The following is a 4,833-nucleotide window of genomic DNA, read 5'->3' on the forward strand; positions in this document are numbered from 1 at the left end:
ATGCTGGCGGCGATTTCCTCCTGCAGCAGTTTGATGCGCTCCTGCTGCGCCACGAGATCGCGCAGCACCACCGAGAACTCCTCGGTGGAATGCCGCAACTCCTCCCAGTCCTGCGGCCCGAGGCTTTGCGGCGGACGGCTGAGCAGGCGAAACATGGCCGCCGGCTCAGGCGCCAGCAGGCGTTGCAGCCGCAACAGATTGCGGCGCAGCGCACCCAGCTGCACCCGGCGCCGACCCAGGCGGCCAGCCAGCAACTGATCTTCGATGGCATCAACCTTGCTGGCGGCGCCGCGCAGAATGGCGATGAGTTCATCAGCCTGATCGCGCAGCAGATGATCGACCAGCGACAACGGCGAGGAAAACGTCTCGCCCGCCTTGACCGCAATGCGCAGGCGGTCGATGGCCCGCAGCGGCTGCATGCGCACGCTGATGACGCGCCGCCGCTCCACACTCATCCACAGGGTGGAGACCTGCAGCGATTCGCGCTGTGCGAAGTCGTACACCACATCGTTCACCACGGCCACCAGCGCCTGATCGACCACTTCCAGCCGGGTGGAACGCACGCCCTCGCGCAGGGTCTCGAAGCAATGCTCGGCATGCGGCAGGTTGGCCAGCAACCACTTTTCCGCGGTGACATTGGCCGCGTTGAAATGCAGCCAGACGAAAGACTCCCCGTCCGTCGGCGCCGTATCACCGAACCAACGCTCGGCTTGGTGCAGATCCAGCGCTTGGCCGCGCCCCTGCGCATCGAACAGATAGCCGCAGATCAAGCCGGATTGGCCGGGTGCAAAAACAGAAACGGGAACGGTCATGGGCAGGGTGGCGAGAGTGGCAGGCGCAATGATCGCAAACTCCAGTGAACACCTCCTCCAACCGGTGCAACAATTGGTAAACCATACAGACAACAACAGGAGACTGCCATGCTCGGCTTGATGCAAAACCATCCGCTGATGATTTCCGGTCTGCTCGATTTCGCTGCGCGCTATCACGGCGACACCGAAATCGTCTCGCGCCGGGTTGAGGGCGATGTTCACCGCACCACTTACGCCGAGGTGCAGCAGCGCGCCGCCCAGTGCGCCAACGCGCTCGACGCACTGGGGCTGGCGGCGCAAGACCGCGTCGGCACGCTCGCATGGAATGGCTACCGGCATTTCGAGCTGTATTACGCGGTATCGGGTAGCGAGCGCATTCTGCACACCCTCAACCCCCGGCTGCACCCCGAGCAGATTGCCTGGATCATCAACCACGCCGATGACCGCGTGGTGTGCTTCGATCTCACCTTCGCCCCCATTGCCAAGGCCGTCGCCGCGCATTGCCCCGGCGTGAAGCACTGGGTGGCGCTGTGCGAAGCTGGCGCCCTGCCCGCCGATCTGGCCGAGGCCATTCCGGGGCTGCTGAGTTTTGATGCGCTGCTCGCAGCCCAACCCACCCGCTACGCCTGGCCCGTGTTCGACGAAAACACCGCCTCCTCGCTGTGCTACACCAGCGGCACCACCGGCAACCCGAAGGGCGTGCTCTACAGCCACCGCTCCACCGTGCTGCACGCCTACGCCGCAGCCCTGCCCGATGTGATGAACCTGTCAGCGCGCGATAGCGTGTTGCCCGTGGTGCCCATGTTCCATGTCAACGCTTGGGGCATTCCCTACGCGGCGGCGCTGACCGGTGCCAAGCTGGTGTTTCCCGGCCCGGCGCTCGACGGCAAATCACTGTTCGAACTGATGCGCGACGAGGGCGTGACCCTGGCCGCCGGTGTGCCCACCGTCTGGCTCGGACTGCTCAATTTCATGCGCGACAACCAGGCCAGAATTCCCACGTTACAGCGCACGGTGATCGGGGGTTCGGCAGCCGCACCGGCCATGATCCGCGCCTTCGAAGAGGAACTCGGCATTCATGTTCTGCACGCCTGGGGCATGACCGAAATGAGCCCGCTGGGCACCTTGTGCAGTCTGAAGAACAAACATCTGGCGCTGGACAAAGCGTCGCAATTCGCCATTCAGGTCAAGCAGGGGCGACCGATTTTCGGGGTGGATGTGCGCGTGGTCGACGGCAACGGCGACGACCTGCCCTGGGACGGAAAATCCACCGGCAACCTGCTGGTGCGCGGGCCGTGGATTGCGAGCGACTACTACCGCAGCGAGGCTCCCAGCCCGCTGCAGGACGGCTGGTTTCCCACGGGCGACGTGGTCACCATCGACGCCGACGGCTACATCCAGATCACCGACCGCACCAAGGACGTGATCAAGTCCGGCGGCGAATGGATCAGCTCCATCGAGTTGGAAAACATCGCCATGGCCCACCCCGCTGTGGCGATGGCCGCGTGCATCGCCCGCCCCGACCCGAAGTGGGACGAACGGCCGCTGCTGGTCGTGGTCAAGCGCGAAGGCAGCACGCTGGAGCGCGACGAGCTGCTGAAGTTCTACGAAGGCAAGGTCGCCAAATGGATGATCCCGGACGACGTGGTCTTCGTCCCGGCCATTCCCCTGGGCGCCACCGGCAAAATTCTGAAAAACCGCCTGCGCGCTGAATTGACCACGCATCAGGCTGCGTCCCCGCAGGCCTGAGGCAACACTCGGGCTTCAATGCCGGGCTTCAATCAATGGCCAGAAGCGCCCTTGCCGTTGGGCGCGTTGTTGTTCAGCGCGCCGGCCATGCGAGCCAGGGTCTGGATGCCGTGCTGCACCTCCTTGTCGCGCAGCATGTGCATCAAGCCGCCAAAGCCGCCGAGGTGTTTTTCGTCGGACGCTTGACTGGCTTGGTCGATCACCGCGCTGATCTTGTCGGGCAGCTTGAGCATCTGCGTCATGGTGGCGTTGAGGTCGGTGTCTCGCAGCCCCTCTGCCGCGAGGATGGCGTTATCGCGCAGTTGCCGCAAAGCGCCCACTTCGTAGAGGGTGACGAGGGTGGCGAGCAGCTCGCGCACTGCGGGCAGCAGCTTGGGGTCTTGCACCAGTTCAGTGAGAGTGAGTACCGCTTCGGTCATTTCGCCGCCGAGGTTTTTCACCGCAAAACTGCCCAGTTCTTCGGCCTGTGCATAGCGGTCGGCCATGCGGCCTAGCGCGGCCCATTGCGTCGGGTTGAGTGGAGGGGCGGCCGCGGTCGCCTTCGAGGTATCGGTCATGTCCATGATGGTCTCCCGTTGCGCTGGCTCAAGCCGCCATTTTTTCGGCCATGATGCGGGCGGCGTCCAGGCCCCACGGCGGCATCTTGCCTTTGGAGCGGAAGAACAGATTCTTGTACTGCATCTTCAGCAAATAGGGAATGTGACCGAGCTTGAGCACCTGCGTGTCGCCGCCGAACCAGGAGTTGGAGCGGATGTAGAAGGCCTGGTTGTTACCAATGTCGCCAATGCAATACACCACAGGCTGGAGCTTGCCATCGGCCTGCTCTGCCGTCAGCCGCTTCATGTCTTTGGCAATTTGCTTGCCGACGATTTCAGCCTGCTGGTGGCCAATGGCGCCGAGCTTGGGCAGCGTGGCGGCGGCGCAATCTCCCGCGGCAAAGACGGTGGGATATTTTGGGTTGCGCATCAGCAAGTCGGTGATGATGAAGCCCTCGCTGTCGCTGATCGGCAAGCCTTTGAGGAAGGCGTGCGGCGTCCAGTCGGGGAAGATGATTTTCAACTCGGCCTCGACCGACTGGCCGTTGGCGAATTCCACGCTTTCCTTGGTCAGCCGCTTGATGTCGTGCGTCTTGTTCATGTAGTGAAAACCCATGCCGCTGGCGATATCGAGCAACTGGCCGACCACCTTTTCGCCAGCGTCTTCCGCGATCAGCGCGGCCGGGGTGAATACGGTGATCTTGTCGGGCCCGCCCTTGCCGTTCTGGCCCAGCCAAGTGGCGCAGGCCAGCATGGTTTCGACCGGCGGGCCTTCGCACGCGGCCTCGGCAGCTGGGATGCTGCCGCCGGGATACGGCTCCAGTCCCTTGGCGCCATCGCCCTGGGTGAAGCGCGCCGAGCCAATGGCGATCGGCCCGCCCTTGTAATCGTGCATCAGGTACTGGCGCAGCGCCTCGCCGTAGGTGTTGTCGGTGACGGTGTGGCCGAACTGCGCAAAGCCCTCAATCTTGTCGAACGCCAGCCGATTGCCCAAGGCCACCACCAGATAGTCGTAGGTCGTGGATGTGGGCGCCGCGCCGGGACGTTCGCTGGGCACATAGTCCACTCGCTTGGCATCCACATCAAGCGCAGTGACTTCGCCCTGGATGAAGCGCGCGCCAATGTCGTGCAGCGGCTCCAGGATGTCCATGGTCATGGTGAGCTGCGGGTTGCGGTTCTCGAACACCTCCGCCGGAATATTGGGCACGTACAGCAGGTAGGGCTTACGGTCGATCACCGTGATGTCCACACTGTCGCCCGCGTACTTACGGATTTCCTGCGCACTGCCCAGGCCCGCGAAATTGCCGCCCAGAATCAAGACCCGTGGTTTTGCTGCACTCATGGCGTTCTCCTCAAGTGAGTTATGAATCCGGGGAAAGAGGGCCCAACCCCGGTGACCGAATTCACCACACCAAGACACCTGTGCGACAACCGGCCATGTACTGACCATAGTCCAGCGAGTATGTCAATACAAACCAAACATCTCGTTTATTGCATTCATTTACGCCTGCGACGACATTTCACAGAACAGTGGAAAGCAAACGCTAAATTTCAGCAAGACTTCATTTTTGAAGCGTCAACTGTTCAAACTTTGCGTTTCAAACCATCGCCTGCGCCACGGCTTCATCAGCGCAGGCCGGCCAGATGTGCAGGGCTTCGCGCACGGCCAGGCGCGGGTTGACCGCCTGCGTCACGGCGCTGACGACCGCCGCGCCGGATACCCCGGCGGCCCGCAC

Annotated in this window: 4 protein-coding genes; 1 reads left to right on the top strand and 3 read right to left on the bottom strand. The window is 62.9% G+C overall.

What is annotated here, in order from left to right:
• Positions 1-812: CorA family divalent cation transporter (locus tag AC2VLV_RS00210; protein WP_486988078.1), on the bottom strand; the 812-nt coding region annotated here is incomplete at its 3' end.
• Positions 813-920: 108 nt separating this feature from the next.
• On the opposite strand from AC2VLV_RS00210, the gene AC2VLV_RS00215 reads away from it, so the two are divergent.
• On the top strand, positions 921-2,561 hold the full coding sequence (locus tag AC2VLV_RS00215) for a 3-(methylthio)propionyl-CoA ligase (RefSeq protein WP_486988079.1): 1,641 nt from the start codon (positions 921-923) through the stop codon (positions 2,559-2,561).
• A gap of 32 nt (positions 2,562-2,593) precedes the next feature.
• Here the strand turns inward: AC2VLV_RS00215 and AC2VLV_RS00220 are convergent, their stop codons facing one another.
• Entirely contained in the window at positions 2,594-3,124 is a 531-nt protein-coding gene (locus AC2VLV_RS00220) for a helical membrane plugin domain-containing protein (RefSeq protein WP_486988080.1), read from the bottom strand.
• 22 nt (positions 3,125-3,146) lie between these two features.
• Entirely contained in the window at positions 3,147-4,439 is a 1,293-nt protein-coding gene (locus AC2VLV_RS00225) for an NAD(P)/FAD-dependent oxidoreductase (protein ID WP_486988081.1), read from the bottom strand.
• Positions 4,440-4,833: the final 394 nt, after the last annotated feature.

Source organism: Thiomonas sp. TH-17, from assembly GCF_057473305.1.

Bases quoted from the DNA above. Each gene is read 5' to 3' on its own strand.
- AC2VLV_RS00215 (WP_486988079.1), top strand. From the start codon at position 921: ATGCTCGGCTTGATGCAAAACCATCCGCTGATGATTTCCGGTCTGCTC.
- AC2VLV_RS00220 (WP_486988080.1), bottom strand. From the start codon at position 3,124: ATGGACATGACCGATACCTCGAAGGCGACCGCGGCCGCCCCTCCACTC.
- AC2VLV_RS00225 (WP_486988081.1), bottom strand. From the start codon at position 4,439: ATGAGTGCAGCAAAACCACGGGTCTTGATTCTGGGCGGCAATTTCGCG.